The sequence below is a fragment of the Nitrosomonas eutropha genome (assembly GCF_003201195.1).
GTDB lineage: Bacteria > Pseudomonadota > Gammaproteobacteria > Burkholderiales > Nitrosomonadaceae > Nitrosomonas > Nitrosomonas eutropha.
The window spans coordinates 59730-84560 of record NZ_QICQ01000009.1; the positions used below are offsets into that span (position 1 = coordinate 59730).

Annotated in this window: 23 protein-coding genes; 10 read left to right on the top strand and 13 right to left on the bottom strand. The window is 48.7% G+C overall.

Features of this window, described 5'->3' with window-relative positions; genetic code table 11:
* Window positions 1-120: 120 nt before the first annotated feature.
* Entirely contained in the window at window positions 121-321 is a 201-nt protein-coding gene (locus tag C8R14_RS04990) for a hypothetical protein (RefSeq protein ID WP_041353438.1), read from the top strand.
* Window positions 322-638: 317 nt separating this feature from the next.
* Here C8R14_RS04990 and bamC read toward each other — a convergent pair whose 3' ends face one another.
* The 4 genes from bamC to C8R14_RS05010 all read right to left on the bottom strand — a co-directional run bounded on the left by bamC (window position 639) and on the right by C8R14_RS05010 (window position 7344).
* A complete protein-coding gene (gene bamC / locus C8R14_RS04995) occupies window positions 639-1799 on the bottom strand; it encodes an NlpB/DapX family lipoprotein (protein WP_011633829.1) in 1161 nt (386 codons plus the stop codon).
* Window positions 1800-1808: 9 nt separating this feature from the next.
* Entirely contained in the window at window positions 1809-2687 is an 879-nt protein-coding gene (gene dapA, locus C8R14_RS05000; protein WP_011633830.1) for a 4-hydroxy-tetrahydrodipicolinate synthase, read from the bottom strand.
* A 90-nt stretch (window positions 2688-2777) separates the two neighbouring features.
* Entirely contained in the window at window positions 2778-5369 is a 2592-nt protein-coding gene (gene clpB / locus C8R14_RS05005; RefSeq protein ID WP_011633831.1) for an ATP-dependent chaperone ClpB, read from the bottom strand.
* Between the two features lie 481 nt (window positions 5370-5850).
* The gene (locus C8R14_RS05010) at window positions 5851-7344 is read right to left on the bottom strand and encodes an FMN-binding glutamate synthase family protein (RefSeq protein WP_011633832.1); all 1494 of its coding nucleotides are present in this window, start codon (window positions 7342-7344) and stop codon (window positions 5851-5853) included.
* 39 nt (window positions 7345-7383) lie between these two features.
* Between C8R14_RS05010 and nadC the strand changes: the two genes are divergently transcribed.
* Window positions 7384-8280 carry a carboxylating nicotinate-nucleotide diphosphorylase gene (nadC, locus tag C8R14_RS05015; RefSeq protein WP_049753086.1) on the top strand — a complete coding sequence of 299 codons (897 nt, stop codon included), beginning with the start codon at window positions 7384-7386 and terminating at the stop codon, window positions 8278-8280.
* Here the strand turns inward: nadC and C8R14_RS05020 are convergent.
* Window positions 8220-8846 (bottom strand): phosphoribosyltransferase, encoded by a 627-nt coding sequence (locus tag C8R14_RS05020; RefSeq protein ID WP_011633833.1) that lies wholly within the window; start codon window positions 8844-8846, stop codon window positions 8220-8222. The two genes, nadC and C8R14_RS05020, sit on opposite strands and share 61 nt — an antisense overlap.
* 191 nt (window positions 8847-9037) lie before the next feature.
* Here C8R14_RS05020 and C8R14_RS05025 point away from each other — a divergent pair, with 191 nt between their 5' ends.
* Genes C8R14_RS05025 through C8R14_RS13710 form a run of 3 tightly spaced genes read left to right on the top strand, consistent with a single transcriptional unit; the run spans window position 9038 to window position 12077 of the window.
* Window positions 9038-10537 carry an MBOAT family O-acyltransferase gene (locus C8R14_RS05025; protein ID WP_011633834.1) on the top strand — a complete coding sequence of 500 codons (1500 nt, stop codon included), beginning with the start codon at window positions 9038-9040 and terminating at the stop codon, window positions 10535-10537.
* Between the two features lie 11 nt (window positions 10538-10548).
* Window positions 10549-11448, top strand: a complete 900-nt coding sequence (locus tag C8R14_RS13705) for an alginate O-acetyltransferase AlgX-related protein (protein ID WP_207204480.1) — start codon at window positions 10549-10551, stop codon at window positions 11446-11448.
* Window positions 11449-11480: 32 nt separating this feature from the next.
* A complete protein-coding gene (locus C8R14_RS13710; protein WP_207204481.1) occupies window positions 11481-12077 on the top strand; it encodes a hypothetical protein in 597 nt (198 codons plus the stop codon).
* Window positions 12078-12213: 136 nt separating this feature from the next.
* Here C8R14_RS13710 and C8R14_RS05035 read toward each other — a convergent pair whose 3' ends face one another.
* The 6 genes from C8R14_RS05035 to fliF all read right to left on the bottom strand — a co-directional run bounded on the left by C8R14_RS05035 (window position 12214) and on the right by fliF (window position 18982).
* Complete coding sequence (locus C8R14_RS05035) at window positions 12214-13488, bottom strand: flagellar hook-length control protein FliK (protein WP_011633835.1); 1275 nt, start codon at window positions 13486-13488, stop codon at window positions 12214-12216.
* 57 nt (window positions 13489-13545) lie between these two features.
* Window positions 13546-13998 carry a flagellar export protein FliJ gene (gene fliJ / locus C8R14_RS05040; protein ID WP_011633836.1) on the bottom strand — a complete coding sequence of 151 codons (453 nt, stop codon included), beginning with the start codon at window positions 13996-13998 and terminating at the stop codon, window positions 13546-13548.
* Window positions 13999-14014: 16 nt separating this feature from the next.
* Window positions 14015-15421: a flagellar protein export ATPase FliI gene (fliI, locus tag C8R14_RS05045; RefSeq protein WP_011633837.1), complete on the bottom strand. Its 1407-nt coding sequence runs from the start codon at window positions 15419-15421 to the stop codon at window positions 14015-14017.
* A 21-nt stretch (window positions 15422-15442) separates the two neighbouring features.
* Entirely contained in the window at window positions 15443-16162 is a 720-nt protein-coding gene (locus C8R14_RS05050) for a FliH/SctL family protein (RefSeq protein WP_011633838.1), read from the bottom strand.
* 191 nt (window positions 16163-16353) lie between these two features.
* Complete coding sequence (fliG, locus tag C8R14_RS05055; protein ID WP_011633839.1) at window positions 16354-17349, bottom strand: flagellar motor switch protein FliG; 996 nt, start codon at window positions 17347-17349, stop codon at window positions 16354-16356.
* Window positions 17339-18982, bottom strand: a complete 1644-nt coding sequence (gene fliF / locus C8R14_RS05060; RefSeq protein ID WP_011633840.1) for a flagellar basal-body MS-ring/collar protein FliF — start codon at window positions 18980-18982, stop codon at window positions 17339-17341. The genes fliG and fliF overlap by 11 nt, the downstream gene beginning before the upstream one ends.
* A 230-nt stretch (window positions 18983-19212) precedes the next feature.
* Here fliF and C8R14_RS05065 point away from each other — a divergent pair, with 230 nt between their 5' ends.
* From C8R14_RS05065 to C8R14_RS05080, 4 genes are read left to right on the top strand one after another with little or no spacing between them, the layout of a single operon-like run.
* Window positions 19213-20457, top strand: a complete 1245-nt coding sequence (locus C8R14_RS05065; protein WP_011633841.1) for a sensor histidine kinase — start codon at window positions 19213-19215, stop codon at window positions 20455-20457.
* Between the two features lie 3 nt (window positions 20458-20460).
* Window positions 20461-21774 carry a sigma-54-dependent transcriptional regulator gene (locus C8R14_RS05070; RefSeq protein WP_011633842.1) on the top strand — a complete coding sequence of 438 codons (1314 nt, stop codon included), beginning with the start codon at window positions 20461-20463 and terminating at the stop codon, window positions 21772-21774.
* Window positions 21775-21801: 27 nt separating this feature from the next.
* Window positions 21802-22131, top strand: a complete 330-nt coding sequence (fliE, locus tag C8R14_RS05075; RefSeq protein WP_011633843.1) for a flagellar hook-basal body complex protein FliE — start codon at window positions 21802-21804, stop codon at window positions 22129-22131.
* Window positions 22132-22165: 34 nt separating this feature from the next.
* Entirely contained in the window at window positions 22166-22975 is an 810-nt protein-coding gene (locus C8R14_RS05080) for a flagellar brake protein (protein ID WP_011633844.1), read from the top strand.
* A gap of 20 nt (window positions 22976-22995) precedes the next feature.
* On the opposite strand, the gene C8R14_RS05085 is transcribed toward C8R14_RS05080, so the two are convergent.
* Complete coding sequence (locus C8R14_RS05085; RefSeq protein WP_011633845.1) at window positions 22996-23337, bottom strand: EscU/YscU/HrcU family type III secretion system export apparatus switch protein; 342 nt, start codon at window positions 23335-23337, stop codon at window positions 22996-22998.
* On the bottom strand, window positions 23324-24349 hold the full coding sequence (fliK, locus tag C8R14_RS05090; RefSeq protein ID WP_011633846.1) for a flagellar hook-length control protein FliK: 1026 nt from the start codon (window positions 24347-24349) through the stop codon (window positions 23324-23326). Before fliK ends, C8R14_RS05085 begins: the two co-directional genes overlap by 14 nt.
* A gap of 354 nt (window positions 24350-24703) precedes the next feature.
* Between fliK and C8R14_RS05100 the strand changes: the two genes are divergently transcribed.
* Window positions 24704-24831: helix-turn-helix domain-containing protein (locus C8R14_RS05100; protein ID WP_181257476.1), on the top strand; the 128-nt coding region annotated here is incomplete at its 3' end.

Below are 24831 nucleotides of genomic sequence, written 5' to 3' on the forward strand. Positions count from 1 at the left end.
TTTTAACCCATTCAACCCAAGCAATAACAGTTTTATTCTACTGCTTGAGCTGAGAGATATTTTTGTTATATACTGCCGTTCGCAGCAAGGTTTATGAAATTTTTTAAAGGAACTTTAATAATGAAATTTGCTTACGCAGCTGTTATCGCTACCGCAGTTCTGCTGGTAGCATGCGGACGTCCTCATCAGGCTGTTCAAGAGTCGGAAAGAGAGAACTATGAAAAAATCATATCCGGCCAAAAAATAGACTGCGAACATGGGGTTGACGCAAATGGCAAGTGTTTGAAAGAAGGTGATACTGGTATCCCGGAAGCGCACTAAGCTAAAAAATGTATCTGTACAAAAAAACCGCCTTTTAGGCGGTTTTTTTGTACAGATACAAACTTCACCATGGAAAAATTGCAGTGAAAAAACCCCTATAAGTATCATGGTATTTTCAGATATTCGCTATGTAAGCATTTTATTCTCCACGAGACGGGGGATTAAATTCGTGGAGAATAAAGAGATATACTGCACCAATCGTAGTCAAGCCAACCAAGTATGGGGTAAGTAAATATATACCTACTTGTTATGCTTGCTGTCCATTCGTATAGGATGAGCAGCGCGATCAGCTGGGTAATACTGTCGCTCTATTTACTTTACTTAAGTTGTTCGTATAACAAATTAAGAATACGTTTAGCTGTTTCTGATTCTTCAGCGATTCCATCCGTGTTAAGTACACTAACTTCACTATTTAAACTGACTTCACTTATCTTGATCTGATATTTCTCCGCTGTAGAATCTTTATCAGTGTCATTGGACCAGAAAGCCAGTTTGGAAAGTAAGCCTTTCCCCTTATCCGCTTTGTGGATTTCCTCACCGGGGCTGATATAGCGGACAAAGTAAATCCCGCTCGAACGATCCCGATCTTCCACCGTAAAGCCGATCCGATCAAGCTCAAGGCCAACTCGCCGCCACGCGCGGTCAAACGGTTCCCTTATAATCAATATACCTTTCCGGGTTTTATCCAGGAACGCCCGTTCTTCAGTTGCACCACTTGCAGCAATTTCAGCCGTTGCACGTTCTTCATCCACACCGAAACGTTGCATCAGACGGTTCAGCATTTCTGCTTCCAGTTCGGGATCTGATTTGCGTGGCTGCCAGATAGTGCGATTAGTATTGCGATCTGCCAGCACTTCAATCATGCCCCGGTGACTGATAAAAATTTCGGTTGCGCCGGATTGATCCTGCTCCAGGCGGGTACGAAACTTGTCACGTTCAGCGGTGGAATAAAGGCTGTCAAGGAAAGTTGATAGTGCACTTCGGATAATATCCTGGGGTATTTTGGCACGGTTTTCTGCCCAGTCAGTTTCCATGATTCCCAGATCGGGTGCTTCCACCTTGAGCAGAAATCCCATATCTTGCCAGAATTCTTTGATAACCGGCCATACTGCGGCGGGTTCGCGTGGCACAACCAGCCAGCGCTGAGTACCGGAGCGTTCGATATGAATTCCGTTCTGCAGCGCAGTGGCAGAGAGTACGGGTAAATTTGCCCGCTCCCTTAATAGTCCGCTCCGGGTGCTGTTGTAAGTCGAGAATGTAGCGCTGCCGGACGCATCAACATCCGGAATGGCAAATCGTTCGTTGGTTTCGGGACTGGTCAGATCAGGCGGGACTTCAAGTGGAGGAAGTTTCCCTGCCGACTTGTAATCAATCTTTTTATTTTCGGGTAGCAGGTTGCAGCCCGAAACGAGGATCGCCAGCGTAATATTTGCAATCAGAAATTTTCTCAGACGTCTGCTCGGACGCTTCTTAAGCATGGTAAACCTTTAAACCGTGATACCAGCCTGCAGCATCGCTTTTCTGATCAGTTCGTGATGCTGGCTGGATAAAGCCGTCAATGGCAGACGTATGTTTTCGTTGATCAATCCCATTTTTGCCACCGCCCATTTGACCGGGATGGGATTGGCCTCGACAAACAAATCGATATGCAGCTTGAATAATCGGGCATTGATTGCCCGTGCCTGGGCCAGATCGCCGGACAGAGCAGCAGTACACATTTCGTGCATCAATCGCGGGGCGACGTTGGCGGTAACCGAAATAATGCCGTGTCCACCGAGCAACAGCAGCGCCAGTGCTGTGGCATCATCGCCACTGTAAACAGCAAAATTATCTGGTACACGCTGCACCAAATCACATCCGCGTGCAATATTGCCAGTGGCATCCTTGATGCCAACGATACCAGGAATCTGCGCCAGCCGTAATGTGGTTTCATTACTGATATCTGCTACAGTCCGCCCCGGTACGTTATATAAAATCATCGGAATATCTACTGCTTCGGCGATTGCCTTGAAATGCTGGTACAACCCTTCCTGAGTCGGCTTGTTATAGTAAGGTGCGACGGACAGGCAGGCATCTGCGCCGGCATTCTTCGAAAACACGGTGAGCTCGATTGCTTCTCGGGTCGAATTGGCACCAGTGCCGGCGATGATCGGAATACGTCCGTCTGCATAGGAAACAGCTGTTCGAATCAGCAGATCGTGCTCATCAAAATCTACGGTGGGAGACTCCCCTGTGGTACCGACTACGACGATGCCATCCGTTCCCTGTTCGATATGAAAGTCGATCAAGGCACAGAATCTATCCAGATCCAATGCCCCGTCTTCCAACATGGGAGTGACGATCGCTACATGACTACCTCTGAACATGGCACTTTGTCTATATAAATAATAATAATCATTATTCTACCCGAAACAATCTGCTTTCATTCAATTTCAGCGATTGGCCATAAGCCAGGCTTAATGCTGTTTCGAGAACTGCATACTACCGTCACCATATTTAACCAGGATAGTATCTCCAGCAGAGAAATGACCCTCCAGCAATTCTCTGGACAGCGGATTTTCGATCTGAGACTGAATGGCACGTTTCAGAGGCCGTGCACCAAATATCGGATCAAAACCAGCCTCAGCCAGTTTTGCCAGAGCTGATTCTGAAACTACCAGTTTCATCTCCATTTGCGCCAATCGGGCTCCCAGATTACTCAACTGAATTTTGGCAATCGACTTGATGTGCGCTTCATCCAGCGAATGGAAAACAACCACCTCATCAATACGGTTAATAAACTCTGGTCGGAAATAGGTTTTAACCTCTCCCATTACTGCTTGCTTGATGGCTTGGTAATCATCGCCGCTCATCTGCTGGATCATTTGTGAACCTAAGTTGGAAGTCATGACGATGACCGTGTTTTTGAAGTCTACAGTGCGTCCCTGGCCATCCGTCATCCGACCGTCGTCCAGCACCTGCAGTAACACATTAAACACGTCCGGATGTGCTTTTTCTACTTCATCGAGCAGAATGACGGAATAAGGCTTACGTCGTATCTGTTCAGTCAGATAACCGCCTTCTTCATAGCCAACATAGCCTGGCGGCGCGCCAATCAGGCGCGCGACTGAATGCTTCTCCATGAATTCAGACATATCCACCCGGATGAGATGTTCCTCGGAATCAAACAGGAATCCTGCCAGTGCCTTGCACAACTCGGTTTTACCTACCCCAGTCGGTCCCAGAAACAAGAAAGATCCATAGGGTCGGTTGGGGTCGGATAACCCGGAACGAGAGCGCCGGATTGCGTCAGAAACCAGCCGGACAGCCTCATCCTGACCAATGACCCGTTCATGCAATTTATCTTCCATGAACAACAGTTTTTCGCGCTCGCCCTGCATCATTTTGGAAACCGGGATACCGGTTGCACGCGAAACAACCTCAGCAATTTCCTCAGCGCCCACCTGGGTTCGGAATAATTTTGGCTGTGTAGCCTCCTCGGCTGATTCATCGTGGTGCAATTGCTCTGCAAGCTGTGTTTCCAATTGCGGAATACGGCCGTATAGTAACTCTGATGCTTTTTGCAAGTCCCCCTTACGCCGTGCGGCTTCTTCTTCCCGACGCAGTTTCTCAAGCTCTTCCTTAATTTCCTGTGAACCTTTCGCGCGGGACTTTTCCGCTTTCAGTATTTCGTCCAGATCAGCGTATTCACGTTCCAGTTTTTCAATTTCCTCTTCAAGCAGTGCCAGACGTTTTTTCGAGGCCTCATCCTTTTCCTTTTTTACGGCTTCACGCTCGATCTTCAGCTGAATAAGGCGCCGATCAAGTTTATCCATGACTTCCGGCTTGGAATCCTGCTCCATGCGAATGCGTGCTGCCGCCTCGTCGATCAGATCGATTGCCTTGTCTGGCAGAAAACGGTCGGTAATGTAACGATGGGAGAGTTCGGCAGCCGCAACAATAGCTGGATCAGTAATTTCCACACCATGATGCAATTCGTATTTTTCCTGCAGCCCGCGCAGGATGGCGATCGTCGCCTCGACGCCGGGTTCGTCCACCAGTACTTTCTGGAAACGGCGTTCCAACGCAGCATCCTTTTCAACGTATTTGCGGTATTCATCCAGCGTGGTTGCACCCACGCAATGCAGCTCACCGCGTGCCAGTGCTGGTTTGAGCATGTTGCCGGCATCTATCGCGCCTTCTGCCTTACCAGCACCTACCATCGTATGCAGTTCATCAATGAACACGATAGTACGGCCTTCATCTTGCGCCAGCTCTTTCAGTACAGTCTTCAATCGCTCTTCAAACTCGCCACGATATTTGGCGCCGGCCAGCAGTGCTGCCATGTCCAGCGATAACACTCGTTTGTTTTTCAGTGTTTCGGGCACTTCACCATTGACGATACGTTGCGCCAACCCTTCCACAATGGCTGTTTTACCGACGCCCGGCTCACCAATCAGGACGGGGTTGTTCTTGGTACGCCGTTGCAATACCTGAATTGTCCGCCGGATTTCGTCATCCCGTCCGATCACGGGATCGAGCTTGCCCGAGCGGGCACGTTCAGTCAGATCCAGCGTATATTTCTTCAGGGCTTCCCGACTGCCTTCTGCTTCAGCATCGGTTACCTGTTCTCCGCCGCGTACAGAATCGATTGTCTGTTCCAGTGCAGCGCGTGTAACACCGTATTGTTTCAGCAATCGTCCGGTCTCGCCTTTGTCTTCCAGTACAGCCAGCAGAAACATTTCTGAAGCAATGTACTGATCTCCTCTTTTCTGCGCCTCCTTGTCAGTCAGGTTGAGCAGATTGCCCAGATCACGAGAAATATTGATCTCCCCGCCTGTTCCTTCCACTTTTGGCAAAAGTTTCAGGCTTTGTGTCAATGCCTGGCGCAATGGTTGAACATTCACTCCGGCACGTTGCAGCAACGAGGCAATACTGCCATCTTCTTGCTGCATCAGTGCGAGCAGAAGATGCTGAGATTCAATATAGGGATGATCCTGCCCCAGCGCCATGCTTTGCGCATCGGCGAGAGCCTGCTGAAACTTGGTGGTGAATTTGTCGAACCGCATGTCATCTCCTGAAGTGAAGTAAAGATTGGAATGCCCTTACTATATGGCGTGGTGGCGAAATTTCAACCCGGTGGCGCGATTTGATTTTTTAACTGGAGATGAACTGGTGAAGTATTGGTTGCTGGCTGGCTAGTGATTACGGGGGGAGGCGGAAGGGATCGTCCCTTTAATTCGAATTGAAATGGTGGCTATTTGATAATTAGCCAGGAGAGGTAATTCCTTAATTTTAAGAGTGTTTCTTGATGGACTCGCTGCCGATCCAGATGAGAGAAATCGCTCCACTACTGCTGGAAGCAGTGGAGCTGGTGATGGGCAGGTTTAATCAATTTTATTTTTGATTTCAGAAGCCTTATCTTTGGCTGTATCATAAGGTTTCATTTGCTTGATTCTTGGCTGTTTGTTTCAGCTGTCCGTGCATGCTGCTTCTTTGGCGCAGTTAATTGCCTTATTGGTGGATCGTTTCACATTGTCTGTCAAGGTGCTAATGAGAGCGTTGATTTCTTATCTCCGGGTAAGGATATAGCATGTTCAGCGCAATGCTCTTTCCGGCCGTTTCCACGATGCGGATATGTTCCCGACGTAGTTCACGGGCATGCCGCAATCCGCAAGAATGGGCAATCATGCTGATTTCGTGATTAACGTTGGTGGCGTAATTGGCCACTCGCAGATATTTTTCTTCCACGACCAGGCCACGTTGCAGGCGCGGGTTATTGGTAGTGATACCGGTCGGGCAGGTGTTCAGGTGACAGCGCATGGCCTGAATGCAGCCCAGGGAAAACATGAATCCCCGAGCGGTATTGACGAAATCTGCACCCGCACATAATGCCCATGCACATTTGGCAGAAGTAACCAGTTTCCCTGCTGCAACGACGCGGATACGCTGTCTCAGGCCGGATTCGATCAGAGCATCGACCACCCGCGGCAGTGCCTCGGTAATCGGCAGCCCGGCATAATCGATCAGCGCCTGTGGAGCTGCGCCGCTGCCACCTTCACCGCCATCAATTGTCAGGAAATCGGGGGCATATTCCAGCCCTCTACGCAGGATGACATCGCACAACTCATTGATGAAATGCCAGCCACCAATAGCAGTTTTGATGCCAACTGGTCGTCCGGTCAGTTCCCGGATAAAGGCAATTTGATCCAGCAGTTCTTCAATATTACCAACATCGTGATGCCGGTTGGGACTGATAGAATCCTGCCAGGGGGGAATGCCCCGGATAGCGGCAATTTCCGGGCTGACTTTGCATGCCGGCAGCATGCCGCCTTTACCTGGTTTTGCCCCTTGCGAAAGTTTGATTTCAAATGCCTTGACGGATTGGGCAATTTCCCGTGCACGGGTGGCAGAAAACTTTCCCTGCTCATCCCGGATACCGTATTTGGCTGTGCCGATTTGCATGATGATGTCGCATTTCCCTTCCAGGTGAAAAGGAGCTAATCCCCCTTCGCCTGTACTTAGCCAGCATCCGGCCTTAGCCGCACCAAGCGAAAGCGCACGCACAGCTGGTGCGGAAATGGCACCATAGCTCATACCGCTGATGTTGATGATGGATTGCGCCAGAAAGGGCTGGTCGCAGTAACCTTCACCAATGGACAGGGCGGGGATGGGCAGCTGATCTTCTTCCAGTATGGGAAAAGCGGCATTGACAAAAATGAGCGCCCCGGGTTCGCACAGATCGTACGAGGAGCCAAAGCCAACAGTACTTTCCATATTTTTGGCATTTTTATAGATCCAGCTCCGAGTAGCGCGATTGAATGGCATTTCATCACGATCTCCGGTAAAGAAATATTGGCGGAAATACTTTCCCTGAGTTTCAAAAAAATAGCGCAATCGCCCGATGATGGGATAATTGCGCAATATGGTGTGCTTTTTCTGGGTAGCATCGCGGATGAAAAAGATGACTATGGCACCCACGATAATTAGCCCTAAAATAGTGGCAGTACTGAAAATAATTAGATTGATCAGGCTGTCTGACATGGTGTCTGGAATGATGTTCTAAATAGATGAGTGTGAAGCATGTTGCAAAGTGAAGCAATCAGCAAGCAGGTTCGACAAGCGCTGGATGAAGATATTGGCAGTGGTGATCTGACAGCTACTCTGATCCAATCTGATCGATGTCTGCGTGCACAGGTGATCACCCGGGAAGCCATTATCATTTGTGGCATTCCGTGGTTTGATGAAAGTTTCCATCAACTATCTCCGGCCGCCAGGATTGACTGGCGTGTCAGCGAAGGGCAGCAGGTTGGCAGTGATCAAGTGTTGTGCGTACTCAATGGCAATGCGCGGGCTTTGTTGACAGCAGAGCGCACTGCCTTAAATTTTTTGCAGATGCTCTCTGCGGTGGCGACGCGTACTCGACAGTTTGTCGATGCAACTGAAGGTACGGGTGTACAGGTTGTCGATACTCGCAAAACCTTGCCAGGATTACGCTTGGCGCAGAAATATGCCGTGCGCTGCGGAGGAGGAGTCAATCATCGTGCCGGGTTGTATGACGGGATTCTGATCAAGGAAAATCACATTATTGCGGCCGGCAGTATTGAAGCTGCTTTGCGCAGAGCTGCTGAAATTGCGCCTCCAGGAGTATTCATCCAGATTGAAGTGGAAACACGGAATGAATTCATACAAGCCCTGTCTGCCGGAGCACGCATGGTTCTGCTGGATAACTTTGATCTGCCTGATCTGCGGGATGCCGTTACCTATAATCGACAATTCCTGGGCAAGCCTGCTGTACTTGAAGCCTCCGGCAACGTTACGCTTGATACTGTACGAGCGATTGCTGAAACGGGTGTGGACCGGATCTCAATCGGCAGCCTGACCAAGGATATACAGGCGACAGATTTGTCGATGCGTTTTTACGATGAAGCTTCCAGTGCAGCGATGACTTCATCGTCATTGATCTGCGGAAACAAGTGATAAAACTGGCCGACTGAATAAAATATTGCAGGTGTTTCCAGGCAGATAACCTCATCTGCAAACGGAGTAATATCAGCCAGTGTTTTGGCTGGCGCGACCGGCACAGCGCAGATCAGTTTACGCGGTTGCTGGAGGCGGACAGCGTGCAATGCTGCAATCATGGTGGATCCGGTCGCCAAGCCATCATCCACTACAATTACGATTCGGTCATGCGGATCAATTGCCGGACGAGCAGGCGTATAACGTATCCGCCGCTCATGTAACAATTCGAGCTGAGTAGCTTTTTCGGTTGCAATGTATTCGCGAGTGGCGCCACTCCGGGCGGCATGGCCGGCCAGATAAACTTGTCCATTTTCGTCGACGGCGCCAATTGCAAACTCTGGATTCTCCGGCGCACGCAGCTTGCGGACCAGCACAACATCCAGTTCACCTTCCAGTTTGTTGGCAATGATGCGGGACATAGGCACCGCACCCCGTGGAATTGCCAGTATCAGCGGATTTTGTCCCTGATAAGCCTTGAGCTGCTCTGCCAACCGGATGGCGGCTGCTGTACGATCCTCAAACATTTTTCTGTGCCCCCACAGTACGCTGATACTTGTATCCTACATCGACAGATGTTGATTGGCGATAGTGTTGCTACCTTGGCTTACTGATCAGTCGTGATGATGGTGACAATAACAGTGGGGGTGAAAAAGATGACGTGCCTCTTTCCATAGATTATAAAATGGCTCCATTTTTTTGATCAGCTTGACCACAAATGATTTTTAGCTCATGGCAATTTATTCTTGTTTTTTTGCCGTTTTCTTTTTTTGTCTATTTCTGGCTTAATTACAGGCGCCTAGTTATTGCCGGAAAAATCTGGTTGGTTGTTGTGAGCTTGTTTTTCTATGCTTACTGGGATATTAGGTATCTGCCTTTAATCTTGGTATCAATTTTCCTGAATTTTGCAATTGGGACCGGGCTTGCTCAGGCACATGAGCAATCCTTACAATGGAAACAAAAAATACGCCATAGAATCAATAGAAAAGTTGTTCTTGCTACGGGAATAACTGCCAATCTCCTATTACTTGGGTACTACAAATATACTGATTTTTTGCTCAGTAACGTTAATTTAATTTTTGGAACAGATTTAGAGTTACCACAAATCGTTCTTCCTTTAGCGATTAGTTTCTTTACATTTACGCAAATTGTTTATTTGGTGGATAGTTATAAAGGTGAGACAACTGAGTATGATTTGCTGAATTACTCACTATTTGTAACTTTTTTCCCACATCTTATTGCCGGGCCGATTGTCCATCACCGGCAAATCATGCCGCAATTTTTTTCACAGTGGACTTTAATACGTAGATATTCGAATATTTTGAAAGGTTTATTTATTTTTTCAATTGGACTTTTCAAAAAGGTTGTTATTGCGGATAGCTTTGCTATCTGGGCAACTGCAGGGTTTGATGGTGGTCAGTATCTCGATTTTTTTGCTGCATGGGCAACAAGCTTATCCTACACTTTCCAGCTTTATTTTGATTTTAGTGGATATTGTGACATGGCGATTGGCGCCTCGTTACTATTCAATATATGGCTACCGATAAACTTTAATTCTCCTTATAAGGCGCTAGATATACAGGATTTTTGGCGACGTTGGCATATTACACTCAGTAATTTTCTTCGAGATTATCTATATATTCCTTTAGGCGGAAATCGATGCGGGGAATATCGCACTTATCTTAATATTTTTATTACATTCGTTCTGGGAGGTTTATGGCACGGTGCGACCTGGATGTTTGTAATATGGGGTGCTATGCATGGTTGTGCTCTTGTTATTCATCGGCTCTGGAAACTACTTAAATATCCATTACATTCCGCTTTGGCGTGGATTTTAACTTTTACATTTGTAAATGTTACTTGGGTATTTTTTCGCGCCAAGACTTTAGATGATGCATTTCGTGTACTACGTGGAATGGTTGATTTTTCTTCCGTGTTAGGCCATACCACAGGTGGAATTCCTGTAGCAGACTTGGCTTGGGGAGGTTGGCTATCTGACATTTTGTTGAAGTTTATGCCCGCGAGTTTTATCGGGCAATTTCCCATTTATCTGGCAATCTTCGCCACATTCATGCTAATTCCTCAAAAAAATTCAGTGGAAATGGTGAGCGAAGCCATTGGAATGAGGGAGCTTGCTTTTAGTATTGTTCTTTCTGTAACGGCAATGTATTTCATGTTGGCTGCGACTAGCTCGGTATTTCTTTACTTCAATTTTTGATTGCACAGATCGTGAAACGTAGTGTATTCATTTTCTTATCTGTAGTTTTATTTAGTCTTCTGGTTGTTCCAGCAATCAACATTTTTACTGCACCAAGTCGCGAAGCTATCAAATGGGGAGAGAGATCTTTCCTGTATAACATGGATTTCATATCAAGATGGGTAGCACTACTTCTTTACCCGGTTGGTATAAGTACAGATTCAAACCAAGTAATAATTGGTTACGATGGTTGGCTTTTCTTGGGGGATATATATGAAGAAACTCGAACAATAGATCGCCGCCCTCCATCCGCAGCGGACTATGTTTCCAGCCAAAAAATCGGAAGTGCTATAGAGTCTTGGAATGCTTATCTTTCGAGTAAGGGGGTAAAACTTTTTAGAATTATGATTGGCCCCAATAAAGGGACTATTTATCCTGAGAATTTGCCACTTTGGGCCAAGACATCCATACCTAACGCTACTGATGCCTTGCTTATCGGAGCAAATACAATTCATTACGTTGATTTTAGAAATACTTTGTTGGAGGCCAAGGCAAACTACTCTGAGCTCTTATATTATAAAACGGACACACACTGGAATGCTCTGGGAGCAGGAATTGCTTTTCGAGCTTTTGCGCAGCAGATAGGTAAGGTTGCTCCAGAGATCCAATGGCCACCACAAAAAACCTATAAACTCAAACGAGTTGATTCTCGTGCTGGGGGCGATTTGGCAAATTTTCTCAGGCTTACCACTTATCTTTCTGATTTAGAACCTGTAATTTACACATCAAGTTTAGCGGTGGAAACTACACAATTGGACTATGACACTGGACATATCCTTCGACAAGGAGGGAATCCTCAAGTTAATGCACCGAATAAGCCGCTTCTGATTCAATCTTGTAGTGCCCTCAATCAAAAAAAGTGCTTTGGTTAAGAGATTCTTTTGGTACTGCAATGTCACCTTTGATGGCTGCAACATTTAGTGAAGTACTTCAATTGCATTGGGCTGAAGCAATAAAACCAGGTGGAAAGTTTGTCCAATTAGTCGAGGAGTGGGAGCCGGACTATGTTTTTTTTACAGTGGTTGAACGCACCTCAAGAAATCCACAGTTTGCCTTGTACCCTCCTCCAGTTTTTGTTCCGTTAGGAAGTAAATTTAAACCAATTCAGACTACGACAGCTGTTGGATTAAATCATTTGTTACAGGGTACAACGACTGATGAGTTCCAAATTATTGGAAGTGACCCTTTCTTTGATTTTACGGTATCAGAAATAATTAAGCCTAAAGAGGTGGATTACCTCAGTATTAGTCTGAGTTGTGCTGATGGGTCACAATCGGTACCCTTACAGCTTTTCTGGTTGGTAGATGATCAACCTTATTTTGATGAAGAACACAGTACAAGGTTTTTATTTCGGACTGGACAAAATTTAATTAATCTTCATACACTGCCAAAATGGGATTCTGCTAAATCCATTACCCGAATTCGAATTGATATTGATGCTCTGGATTCTTGTACCCATTTTAAACTGGACAATCCGACTTTTGGGGAGGAAATAAGTTGACGGTCAGCTTCAGAGATTCCGGGTCGGTTTTGATAATCAGGTAAGACATATAGATACTTGAGTGTTGCTTGTGATTACTTATTGCTTCAGTAATCTTCTGTTTTGTCAGAAATTACTCAGCCTAACCAGTATCTCCCTAAGCGAACGTGTCAATGATTCCTGAGTGCCTGGTGATCAATGAAACCGGTGTATGTGTTCCGATGGAGTTGTTCGGGAAGCGGTTATTCCCGGAGGAACGAGAGGAGTTGTCCCGTTCACTTTCTGCCTGTTGCTGCGGGGTATCCGCGCTAACTGAGGTATCTGCCAGCGTAATACCGTTTTCTGCCATGATTTCGCGCAATCTGGGTAAATTGGCTTCGATGGCTTCACGTACGGCAGTATGATGCGAAACAAATTGTGCCGTAAGCTGGTGATCGTCGGATAATTGCAGTGAGATTTCTATCGGACCGAGGTGCGCCGGGTGTAATTTCAATTCTGCTGCCTGCATTCGCTGCGTTGCCAGCCAGGTGATTTTCCGGCCGAATTCTTCAGGCCAATCCGGATGTCCAAATTCTGCGGCGATAGCCGGGGCATTATTCATGGCATCAGCAGTAGCAGTATCAGTGATGCTGGTATGCATTGCTACAGGCATCATTGAAGTTGACAAGGCTTTACTACTGTCGACGAAGTTTGCCGCATCAATTGCCTGATCAAAATTAGGGGTGGAAATAGGAGCCGTATTGCTGATGCTCCTGTTTCCGTCCGACAGTTCGATGGAAGGGGTTGTGGTATTAACCTGGTTGATCGTCTGTAGCGAGCTGGCTAGGTGCTGACCATTGGAAATCCTGTTTTCTGGTTCGGCGGATGACGGATTGCCTCTCGTCAATATATCAGGCTCACTTGTAACCAGTTGCCCAGTATTTGAAATCATATACGTCATTGAGGCCGGCTGGATTCTGTCACTATCGGCAAAATCTGCCGCATCAATTACTTGATTAAAGCCATTTGTAGAAGTAGATGCCAGATTGCTGATGCCCTTGGTTACATCTGTCAGCTCAATAGGGTCAGTTGTCAATAGTAAGCTGGCTGAGTACTGCCCGGCATTCGAGGCTGTGCTTGTCGGTGGCCTAGATAATAGTTCTGCCGTTTGAATATCCGGTGTGGGCTGAGGTAGATTGATCCATTGGCTAACCGGGATAGACATCATGCCTGGCATAAGTGCATCAGTCGGTAATGCAAGCTCCAGATTTTCAGTATCGTCTTCTTCAGCGGTCGGCTTATTCTCCATCACGCTGGTCAGGATGTTGCCAAATGCCTGTTCAACCGGTTGACCGGGAGCAGAAGGGATGGAAGCACCCGGCAAAATGGTCGTCATGAGATCACTTGTTGTGACGCGCAGACCCATGTCAGGAATGGCGGGTAAATTCGGCATAGCTATCCTCGGAGAAATTTGTGCTTGTATAACAAATATCAAGCAATTTTGATGCCACTATTCCACGTTCTTTGGCCGTTTGCTGAGTGTGTGTGAAGTGTGTTCATCCAGCTGATGTTGCTCCTGCTTTTGCAGGCGCAGTTGATAATGAAGCTTGGCACGTTGCGATAAGGTGTCATATGATTTCAGTTTTTTTCGCTGATGGTGGTATTGCATGCTGCCTGCTTCCGTATGCTGTTGTGTCACCGCAACAAGGTTTTGCTGTGCCTGAATGGCGGTATCAAGCTTGCAGATAAATGCCTTGAAATTACGCCACTCGGTGGGTGTCACGCCATTACCGGCAGATTCCGTGAATTGCACCTGGTAGTTTTCCCGGTATTCGATCAGCAGCCGCAGGGTTTTTTCAGCCTCCTGTTGCTTGAAATTTAACTTTCCCAGATTAATGGCGGCATCATCCGTCTGCTTACGGGCATGTTCCAGTAACAGTTTGAGTGAATGAGAAGTGGCCATGATTCATCTTATCCGGTTACAGATTCAGGGTAGTTAGTTTGTCCATGCTTTTGGCATAGTTTTCCTGCTCGAACATGCCTTGCTGCAGGAAAGATTCGAGTGCCGGATAAAGCGCGATAGCCTGATCCAGTTGAGGATCAGTGCCACTGATATATGCGCCAACGCTGATCAGATCATGGCTGCGCTGGTAGCGAGAGTACAGCGCCTTGAAACGCTGCGCCTGACCAAGCTGCTCGCGTGTTACCAAGCTGGCCATCACCCGGCTGATCGAGGACTCTATATCTATCGCCGGGTAATGACCGGCGTCGGCCAAGTGTCGTGAAAGAACAATGTGACCATCGAGAATGGCGCGTGCATTATCAGCGATGGGATCGTTTGGATCATCATTTTCGGCCAGCACGGTATAAAAGGCGGTAATTGATCCACTGCCCCGTCGGCCATTGCCAGCGCGTTCTACCAGTTGGGGCAAGCGAGCAAATACCGAGGGAGGATAACCCTTAGTGGCAGGCGGTTCGCCAATGGCAAGTGAAATCTCGCGTTGTGCCATGGCAAAGCGGGTGAGTGAATCCATGATCAGCAGCACATGCTTGCCTTCATCGCGGAAATATTCAGCTATCGCTGTCGCGTAGGCAGCGCCATGCAACCGCATTAGTGGTGAGGTATCAGCCGGGGCAGCCACGACCACTGAGCGTGCCAGGCCTTCCTCTCCCAGAATGGTTTCGATGAATTCCTGCACTTCCCGGCCCCGTTCCCCGATCAGTGCTACCACGATAACATCCGCGCTGGTATAACGCGCCATCATGCCGAGCAAGACACTTTTACCCACACCACTACCGGCAAACAATCCCATGCGCTGGCCACGACCCACGCTCAACAGGGTGTTAATCGCACGCACGCCAACATCCAGTATTTTTTCGATGGGTGCCCGTTCCAGTGGATTGAATGGACGGCCATAAAGTGGAACGTTGTGCCCGCACTGGAGCGGACCGAGCCGATCAAGTGGTTCACCGACTCCGTTCAGGACACGCCCCAGCAGTTCCGGGCCGACACTGATGTGCTTTGCCCGGTCAGCTGCACGTCGTCGCGGATGCTGTATCGCCCCGATGCGGGGAGGTGTACCGGTATATTCAACTGGAACTACTTTTGCGCCGGGAGTCAGCCCGTAGATATCGCCGGATGGCATCAGGAAAAGCCGTTCTCCGGAAAAGCCGACTACCTCCGCTGTAACACTGGTGCCATTTGGCAGAAAAACAATACAACTGGTCCCCACTGCCAGTTTGAGGCCGACTGCCTCCATCACCAATCCGGCTACACGGGTCAGTGTACCGCTGATGAGCAGAGGGTTGACAGGCTCAATCAGTTGTTGGCAATTCTGAATGAAGCCGCGCCAGAGCGAGGTATGTGTCGGCCCGATGGTGTCCATGATGGTGCCCGCCAGATAGCGTTATGTCAGCCAGTCTGGATCCTGGCTGAGAGCGGCCAGGGTGCGTTGCCAGCGAGTAGACAGTGTGGCGTCCACTTCACAACCACCTGATTCAACCCGGCAACCACCAGGTTCAATTTGTGCATCTTCCTGGATATGCCATTTGGGGTGTGCCGGATGATCTTCCAGATGCGTGCGGATGCGGGCAGCATCATCAGGATGCAAGGTTAGCTGGATTGGCTGTGAAACAGAAGTTAGCTGACGAATTGCATCTTCAACAATCGGAAGGATCAGTTCCGGTTTGATCTGCAAAGCCTGGCCGGTGATTTTTCTGGCCAGATCAACGGCTAATGCCAGCAAATCCTGCGCCATGGTCTGGTCAATGTCTTTCACCTCCCGTGCAAACGTATTTATCAGTGCTTGAAAGCGTTGTGCTTCCGCTGCGGCTGTTTGCTTTGCTTGTTTCATGCCTTCCTGATAACCCGCTGTTTTTCCTTCCTCATGAGCTTGCTGATAAATCTGTTCGATCTGCTCGGCAGTTGGTAAAACAATAGTGTCCTGTCCGGTTACTTCCTGATCAGATATCATCTGCTTTTCAGGTTGGTTAACTGGTTTTGTGGCCTGAGGTATTTTTTGTGAAAATTCCGTTTTCTGTCTGGATTTAAGTGGGTCAAGCGAACCGAATTCCCACTTTTGCCAGGAGGAAAGATCTTTCTTGGGGATGACGTAGGCTGCTTCCATATCTTTGCATTTCCTTTTTCATATATGCGGTATCTGAAAAATCTGCTGCTTACCCTGTGTGGCTAGATAGATAGCAGCGCCTTTTAGTCGTGATGCCAGATGATTTCAGCCTTTTCAAGGCTTGACAGGATAAAAGGGAGAGGATTCGTAACGACGCACAATTTTCTGTTATTCACAATAAATACAGGCATCTAAAGGAAACCATCTTCTCCTCTTCCACCCAGCGCGACACGACCATCATCGGCAAGCTGGCGTAAAATCTTGAGAATTTTCTTCTGTTCAGCTTCCACTTCGGAGACACGAACCGGCCCTTTACTTTCAAGGTCTTCACGCAGCACTTCAGCGGCACGTTGCGACATGTTCCTGAAAATCTTGCTGCGCAGTTCCTCTTTTGCGCCTTTGAGTGCCGTGATGAGCGAATCCGACTGAATTTCCCGCAGCAGCAGCTGTATACCCTGGTCGTCAACCTTTAACAGATCATCGAAGACAAACATCTCATCCATGATGCGTTGCGCGATTTCTTCGTCATACTGGGTGAAATTTTCAATAACACTGTTTTCCAGGGCAGTGGGCATAAAGTTCAGGATCTCTGCCGTGGTACGGACACCGCCCATACGCGGCTTTTTGATGCTATCAGTCCCTGACAGCAGTTTACTTAGCACGCCATTTAATTCACGCAATGCAATCGGCTGCACACTGTCTAGCGTGGCAATGCGCAGCAGGACATCGTTACGCAGCCGTTCGGCAAACTGTGCGAGAATTGTGCTGGATTGATCGCGCTCCAGGTGGACTAGAATCGTGGCGATAATTTGTGGATGTTCATTCTTGATCAGCTCTGCAGCGGCAATAGCATCCATCCACTTCAGACTTTCTATGCCGCTGGTGTCATCTCCCTGGTTGATACGATCCAGCAGATTGGCTGCTTTCTCCTCCCCCAGAGCCCTGATCAGCACGTTACGCAGATAGTCGAGTCCGTCCTGTCCCAGCGAGGTTCTGTCATCAGCTTGCTGGCAGAACTCTTCCAGTACCAGTTCTATTTTTTCCCGCTTGATGTCGTTGAGAGCGGCCATGGCCTCACTCAGTTTCTGTACTTCCTTGGGGCCAAGATAGCGAAAAACCCGGGAAGCTTCTTCTTCTCCCAGCGACATCAACAGGATTGCACTTTTTAATATTCCTTCATCGTTCATTGCCGGATACCCATCCCTTGACGACGTTGGCCACAATGGCCGGTTCATTGGCAGCCAGTAATCTGGCCTTTTCCAGATTTTGTTCCAGAGTCATTACCTTGATCGTATTGATCGCAGCTTCATCCTGTTCTGAATCCTTGGCAGTTAATGCCGGAACAGGAGCAGGCGGTGGAGGAGGCAACAGATTTTTCAGAAATGGCCGGAAGATTTTTTGCAGGAAGAACAGCACAATGGCGGCAATTAGCAACTGTTTGCCAATATCTTTGGCGAGCAGAACAGTATCCGGATCTTTCCAGAGCGGCAGTTCTTCCAGAATTTCCTCTTTCAACCTGAATTGACTGTTGGTGACGGTCAATGTGTCGCCGCGAGCCTCGCTGAAACCGATGGCCTGCTTGACCAACGCCGTAATCTTTTCAATTTCTTCGCCAGAAAGCGGTTCGTTGATCGGGTTGCCTTCTTCATTCATCCTTGTGCGGTAATTGACTACCACGGCTGCTGAAAGTCGGTTGATCTGCCCGGTTGACTGGCGGATATGTGAAATGGTTTTATCCACTTCGTAGTTAGTGGTGGATTCCTTCCGGGTATCGGTAGGCGTTGTCTGAGCAGTTTCCTCCTGACCTTCTTTGGTTTCTACCGGTGCCTGGGCCGGGGCAGGAGGGCGATTTGACAGCGCACCAGGCACGCCGCCATCGGGTTGTGAAATAGAAACCGATTCGGATTTCTGCTGGCTACGAACGGCTGCAGATTCTTCTGGGTTGTTGTTGGGTCGGTAAGTTTCTTCGGAACGCTCAATGCGGGAAAAATCGATATCCGCAGTCACCTGTGCATGTACATTATCCTGGCCGGTGACAGGCGTCAGAATAGCTTCAATGCGCCGGACGAAATTCTGTTCCATATCCTGTACATATTTAAGCTGGCCGGGGTCAAGCCCGGTTTCCATCTGATTTTCTTTCTGGCCGCTTAACAAATTGCCCTGCTGATCAACAACTGTGACATTTTTGACCGTCAGATCGGGAATGCTGCTGGAAACCAGATGGACGATGGCACTGACCTGTTCGGGGCTCAGCATGCGTCCATGGTGCAGGTTCAGCAGTACAGAAACACTTGGTTGTTGGCGTTCCCGGGTAAACACGCTTGGCCTGGCAATGGCCAGGTGCACCCGTGCTCCCTGCACGGCTGACAAGGACTGGATCGAGCGGGCTAGCTCGCCTTCCAGTGCGCGCTGGTAATTGACTTGTTCCAGAAACTGACTAGAGCCAAATTTCTGGTTTTCCAATATCTCGAAACCAGATAGATTGCCCTTGGGTAATCCCTGTCCTGCCAGATGCAGACGGACTTCATGCACCTGATTGACCGGAACCAGAATCGAGCCACTACTCTCGCTGAACTGGTATGGAACGTTCATCTTTTGCAGGGCATCGATGATTGCACCGCCTTCCTGCTCCGATAAGTTTGCGTAAAGCACGCGGTAATCCGGTGTCTGACTCCACAGCCATGTTCCTGCGAATAGTGCGATCACGGCAGCTGCTGCCACCATCAATCCCAGCTTCTTTTGGGCCGGCAGTTGTTTGATTTTATCCAGCTGACTAAATGCCTTTTTCTCTCCCTGGATTTCTTCTTGAATAGTTGCCATGAAATCACCTCCTGCCCGGTTGATCGGGATTGACACAGCTTAACGAATATTTGAGCTGATTCTGGTTTGGCATATGAATATCGAACGTGGTTAAACGAATACCGGAATTATCAGGATATTCACCAGGCCTGAATTCCGGAACAGAGAACATTTGTTTGTGCTATTCCAACCGTAATCCGGGTAGGGGGTGGTGCTAAGCTGAGCAACGTCGAAATTGGGTTTGTTTTTCCATGAAAACAGAAGTTACTGCTACATCACTAGCCAACCATGAACAGCTCAGGCAGGCGTTTACTGTATTCAGCCAGGCCTCCAGCCAGCTTTCCGGAATCTATCGCGAATTACAGCAGCAGGTTTCCCGGTTGACTGAAGAGCTGGCGCTGGCCAATGGAGAATTGCAACGTGAGCTGGCTGCCAAGGAAGCACTTTCGCAACAGCTGGGTCAGTTGTTGACAGCACTGCCTGGTGGTGTTGTTGTGCTGGATCATCAGGACCGTATCAGCCGGGTAAATCCGGCGGCAATTCGTTTTCTGGGAGAACCATTACTGGGGATAACGTGGCAGCGGATCGAGCAGGAACGTCTACAGCCAACTGCTCTGGCCGGGGAATGGTTGGCAGTAAAAACTGCTACTGCCGCACCTGATTTATGCAGGATCTTTATCGAAAACAGCCTCTCGGAAACCACCAGAGAAAGTATTTTGCTGCTGCATGACATCACAGAAGCCCATGCGCTACGCGAACAAAATCGCCGTAACCAGCGGCTGGCAGCAATGGGCGAGGTGGCTGCCGGCCTGGCGCATCAGTTGCGCACACCTTTATCAACCGCATTGCTATATGCCGGACACTTGAGCGCTGAAACACTTGATGCTCAGGAACGAAGCAGCTTTGCCGCTAAAACGATAGAGCGGCTCCATCATCTTGAGCATCTGATCCGTAACATGCTCCAGTTTGTAAAAGGAGAGTCTGTGCCTGCGGGGAAAGTGAAATTATCTGTGCTGTTACGTAAATTACAGCAGGTGATGGCACCTCAGATGCAGCAACGTCAGCTTCGCTTCGTGGTGGAGGATAACAGCATGGGGTCCAGCCTGAATGTGAATCGGGATGCACTGAGTAATGCCGTAATGAATCTGCTTGATAACGCTGTGCAGATTGCACCTGCGGGCAGCCTGATCACGCTGATTTGTGAAACAACAATGAATGAAGCGAGACTGATTATCAGTGACGAAGGCCCGGGGATCGATCCGGTGTTACACGAACGGGTGTTTGAGCCGTTTTTTACTACCCGGATAGAAGGAACCGGCCTGGGGCTGGCTATCGTGCATAACCTGATTCAGTCGATGCAGGGTGAAATCCGGATTGATTCAACGCCTGGCATTGGAACCCGGTTTACGATCTGCCTGCCAAGAGCAGCAAAGGCACGAACCAATAAATTTGTCCCGGCAGGTGAAATGGCAACAACTAAAAATGAGGACAGATAAAAGATGCAAAATTTGCCTGTACTGATTGTAGAAGATGATCCGGATTTGCTGGAAGCGTTGTGTGCAACCCTCAAATTGAAGGGTTACACCAGTCTTGCCGCCAGCGGAGGTGAGCGCGCTCTTGACCTATTACGCAGCCATCCAGTAGGGCTGGTTATCAGTGATGTACAAATGCGTCCGATGGATGGCCATACACTGTTGCAAAATATCAGGCGAAGTCATCCGTGGATTCCAGTTGTGCTAATGACCGCTTATGGTGAGGTAGACAAGGCCGTAGCTGCAATGCGTGCTGGAGCGAGGGATTATCTGCCTAAGCCATTTGATCCGCACAGCCTGTTGGCGTATGTCGAACGTTACTTGCTGACGATCAGCAATGAGGATGAACCGGAAATTGTGGCGGAAGATCCCCGTACCTTGACATTGTTGTCATTGGCAAAGAAAGTAGCCGTGACTGATGCGACCGTAATGCTGATGGGGGAAAGTGGCAGTGGCAAGGAGGTGTTGGCCCGGTTTGTGCATCGTCATTCGTCGCGTGTATCTCAACCTTTTGTCGCAATCAATTGTGCTGCCATTCCCGAAAATCTGCTGGAAGCAACCCTGTTCGGTTATGAAAAAGGAGCGTTTACTGGCGCATTTCAGGGGCAGGCAGGAAAGTTTGAGCAGGCCAATGGTGGCACTTTGCTGCTGGATGAAATTTCGGAAATGCCACTTAGCCTTCAGGTAAAACTATTGCGTGTATTGCAAGAGCGTGAAGTGGAGCGGGTGGGCAGCAATAAAGCTATCAAGCTCGATATTCGTCTGATTGCCACTTCCAACCGGGATATGCAGGCGTATGTGCGGGCAAGCCAATTTCGTGAGGATTTGTACTACCGGCTGAATGTTTTTCCACTAGAGATTCCTCCGTTGCGTGAACGCGTGCAGGATATTGTGCCATTGGCGCAGTATATTCTGGATAAATCCACCCAACCTGGCTGTACGTTGACAAAATCAGCCATGCTGTCTCTGGAACGGTACACCTGGCCGGGAAATGTTCGTGAGCTGGAGAATGTGATGCAACGTGCCATGATTCTAGCGACAGGGCCAATTGAGCCTGCGCATCTGAACTTACCGGAGTCGCCGATGAACAAGTCTTCCCAGGAGAATGTGCAGGGAGCAGCTGAATCCTCCCTGTGTGACATCAAATCACTTGAGCGAGATCATATTCTGCAAACATTGGCGGCTGTGAACGGTTCACGCAAACTGGCTGTACAAAAACTTGGTATTTCCGAGCGGACACTGCGTTACAAGCTGCAGCAATACCGGCTTGCCGAATGCTGATCAATTTTACAAAAGCGGAGAACAAATATGAATATTGCATCAGGGATGAATCAGATGCTGGCGCAGCTCAAGGCAACCTCGGATCTGGCAGCGGGCGGCAATAAGCCCGCCGCGGTCGCGCCTGCAGCTTCCCAGGCAGATTTTGGCCAATTACTTAAGTCTGCGGTTGATCAGGTTAATACAGTGCAGCAGACTGCCAATCAACTCAGTCAGGAATTTGTGCGCGGCAATCAGGATGTCGAGCTGCACGATGTCATGATTTCCCTGCAGAAAGCCAATGTTTCCTTTCAATCCATGATTCAGGTACGCAACCGGCTGGTAACGGCTTATCAGGAAATAATGAATATGCAAGTGTGAGATCCTGGGCTAATAAAGAACAAAGGGACAGACTATGGCCATACTCCAAACATTTTCCGAGCAGACGATCTCGTCAGCAAGAGCAAGCGATATAAAAGAGCCAGATTACAGCGTGAATTCCCGGCCGGAAATATGTTTTTTTCTGAATGGGATCATGGAGGAAAAATCTCTGATTTCACTGTACCTTGCGCGGGACAGTCACTCCGCTATTCTCTCATCCATTCTGGCGGTTGATCCGCAGCAGAAGCTGTTGATAATGGATTACGGTATTAATGAAACACTCAATCAGATAGCGCTCAAAAGGGGATATCTGCGGTGTATTACCAGCCATAACCAGATCCGGATCGAGTTTGATTGCGATAATCTGCAACGTGTCCAGTTTGAGGGTCGTCATGCATTCAGTGCTGATATTCCGGAATCACTGAAACGTTTGCAGCGGCGCAATTTTTACCGGGTCACTACGTCCATCACCAATCCTGCAGTTTGTACTATTCCTTTATTGCGGGCAGCAGACGAAGCGCCAGTTGTCTACAGCTTGCTGGATATCAGCTGTGGTGGCATGGCGTTGATAGATCAGCCAGATGCCGACACGCTTCTGAAAGCTGGCACAACGCTTGAACACTGCCGGATTGATTTACCAGGAGACGGTAACTTGTTCAGTTCAATTGAAGCCTCCATCCAGATCGCGTACGTCGGTACGGTTATTCTGAATAACGGGAATACCTGCCCGCGCATTGGTTGTGAATTTATCAATCTGCCCGAGAAATCAAGGCTATTGATACAGCGTTACATTACAAAACTGGAGCAGCAGGCAAGAAAACTTGAAACTGAATCCGGTTTTTGAAACCAGTGCCGCCGGTGTCATCAGGCGGGTGTTGTCACCATGCTGTTTTCCAGCTGATAGAGCCATGCCAGAAGCTCGGCTATGGCTACGTATAACTCCGGGGGGATGTGTTCGTCCAGGTCAACCTGCATCAGCAATGCTACCAGTTCTGCTGATTCATGCACGTATACCCCGGCTTCCTGCGCTCGGCGGATAATCTCCTCTGCAATTAGTCCTTGTCCCTTGGCAACTACCTGGGGGGCTGTCATGCCACTGTGGTAAGTGAGTGCTACCGCTCCGGGGGTGATCGCTCGTTCCGCTGTGGTGAGTGAGTCGATCGGCCCGCTTTGATTTTCTTGCTGATTCAATTCAGGATTCTTCATGCCGCTGGATCTCCATTGCGCGAATTGTTAGCCCGGTTACTTGCATGGCGTTGGCCAGTGCTATCTGTTCTTTTTTGAGTTGCTGCGTAATATTGTCGGAATCAGCATCTAGCCGGATGCGTATGCCTTGTGGATCAATCATAAGCGTGGCGGTAATTTTTCCCAGATTCGGTAAGTGCAAGTGGATACGAGTCTGCCAACGGCCAGATTTCCCGGTTATTTCACCGTCAGCCTGCTCTTTTTCCTGATGATTACCGGGATACTCGGTGATGTCCCATTCCATGGCCTGCCCCGGCCAGACTTCTCCTCGCCATTGGATGGTTCCAGTTTCCAGCGTGTGCAACTGTTGCTGCACCAGTGAAGCTGCCTCTGGCGTAACCAGCGCTGTTGACGTTGAAGCGGTGGCTATTGTGGGGCCAGGCAATTTTCCTTGTGGTTCCTGCTGAAGTTGCTGCAGTGATCGCTTGCCATTTAGCCATCTAGCTAAATGTGCTTCATAAAATAATCCACTGATTGCCAGTGCCTGCTGCAATTGGCCTGGCAGTTGTGCTTTATCTGTATTGATAACGGGGGGAGTCGGTAGTAGAGGAGCGGGGTTGCCTGCTGCTTTAGAGGTAGGCAGGCTGGGTTGACTCAGCGACTGTGCGATGAGTTTTCCGGCCGGGCTAAGCGTTGCCGGGTTACTGTTACTACCTGCTGGTGTATCAGTGTGTAACAGAAATTTTAAGCGTGGAGATTGCTCGATCAGTGTCAGTTCCAGAAGATCTCCGGTATCGACTGCAGCGGGCATACGCATTTGTAGCCATCTGCCCGCAACATTGACCATAGAATGACCATTTGCCAGCCGTTCCCCCATTTGTGCCATATACTTCTGACCCAGCGTAAAGGCTGGCGTATCGGATTGCGTTGCATCCGGCACCGGATTAACGGCACTAATCGGCCGGATCTGTGAAACCGTATCGGTAGGTGTGGCAGAAAGAATAACAGCAGGATTGACCGGGTGAGAAATCATAAGCTGCTCCGTCGTGACTGGTTTTTAAATCGGATTCAAAGAGTTTGTGCCCCAATCATATCCTGTCAGAGCAAAAAATTGCTCAACTGGTTATTGGCACTGCCGGTGGCCATGAAGATTATTATCACTTTGCTGGCTGCTTTTATTTCACCTGCCGCATTTTTGCGAATGGTACACTTTAACCGCGAGTGCAGCGTGGCGGGTAAGGCAACGCATGGCTGACGGAACAAGGTGCTCTGCAAAAAAATTACTGAATACGGCCAATGCTCGCGCAGATGTGAGGCATTGGCTAGAGAATTTTGATTTAAATTGCGTGTAATAGACTATTTTCTATCACAACTGATGGGGAAGGTTATGCATGCCTATTCACAAGATCTTCGGGATCGCATTCTGGGTGCGTTGGATCGTGGCGAAGGTCCAACGGCAATTGCCCGGCGCTTTGAGGTGAGTCGCATGTGGGTGTATCAGGTACGCAAGCGATG